1 protein-coding gene is annotated in these 1,176 nt (G+C 74.6%); it reads right to left on the reverse strand.

Features of this window, described 5'->3' with window-relative positions; genetic code table 11:
* Positions 1 to 236: 236 nt before the first annotated feature.
* On the reverse strand, positions 237 to 908 hold the full coding sequence (locus ACWD4A_RS35390; RefSeq protein ID WP_451200587.1) for a hypothetical protein: 672 nt from the start codon (positions 906 to 908) through the stop codon (positions 237 to 239).
* Positions 909 to 1,176: the final 268 nt, after the last annotated feature.

Raw genomic sequence — 1,176 nt, forward strand, 5'->3', positions numbered from 1 at the left:
ACCCCCTGCCCCCCCCCCCCCCCTTCCCGTTGGGGGGGGGGGGGGGCCGTCCCCCCCCCCCGTGGGCCCCCGCCCCTTCCGAGGGGCGGGGCCACGGCGGAGGCGCGTGGTGGGGCCCGCGCCCCCCGTTCGCGTCCGCTTCGCGGGCCCGGAACACAGTCTCCGCCCCGAGGGCGCGGTGCGCCATGCCGAACCGCCGCTTACAGAGGAAGAATTGAGGTTGGGTCACACCACGGTCAGGCGGGGCCGCGCTCGACCAGTTCGTCGGCGCAGCCGTTCAACGGCTGCGGAGTACCCGTCAGATCCATGACGAACAGCGGCAGCCGCAGCTCGTCGGCGCGGGAGCGGGCGTCCCGCTCGTAGCCCGCGAGAGAGAAGAACACACCGGTCGCGCAGTCCGTCAGGCCGTGCAGCCAGAGGCACTCGACGGCCCGCAGCGAGGCGGGCAGGGTGGTCGGGTCGACACGGGCGACCATCCCGGCGGCCCGCAGGTCGACCCCCGACTCGGCGGGGTCCCCGGGCCGGGTCACGGCCGTGAAGCCCAGCCAGGTCAGATAGCGCTCCGCCGCCACGATCGCGTCCTCGGCGTTGCGGATGGCCACCGGCCGGAACGCGGGCCGCAGCGGCGCCTCCGGCTCGGCACCGGTGACGGGCTCGACGGGCAGCCGCACCACCGCGCCGCAGGAGCAGCCGAACTCCGGCCGCGGCCACTGGTCCTGACGGTCGCACGAAGGGCAGCGCACGGCCACCCACGAGTCGCGCCAGGTGCGCTGCGCGAGTAACTCGGGCGCGGCGTCCGGGCGGACGGGCAACGTGAGCGGGGCGCCGCACGCGCAAGGGAAGGTGGGCGGGGTGAAGGAGTGCTCCCGACGGCACGTCGGGCAGTGAACCGGCACGCTCTTGGCCATTTCTCGGCTCCAGCAACGGGTCCGTAGGTGTGAGTACGGGCCCATCGTCCACGATGAGGGCGCGTCAGGGGAGTGATTGGCTTCGTTTACCGTGCGCTGGGGGCTCGCGTCCGCTTCCGTCTGCGGGTTGGCTGCGCCGCGGCGGGAACTTCGCCTGCGGGCCGTCTTGCCGCCTGCGGCGGGGGCGGCCTGCGGCCGCGTCCTCAAACGCCGGACGGGCTGATTTCGCCGGCGTAGTCCGCAGCCTGCGGGCAAATTCAGCCCGTCC

Source organism: Streptomyces sp. NPDC002537, assembly GCF_053594975.1.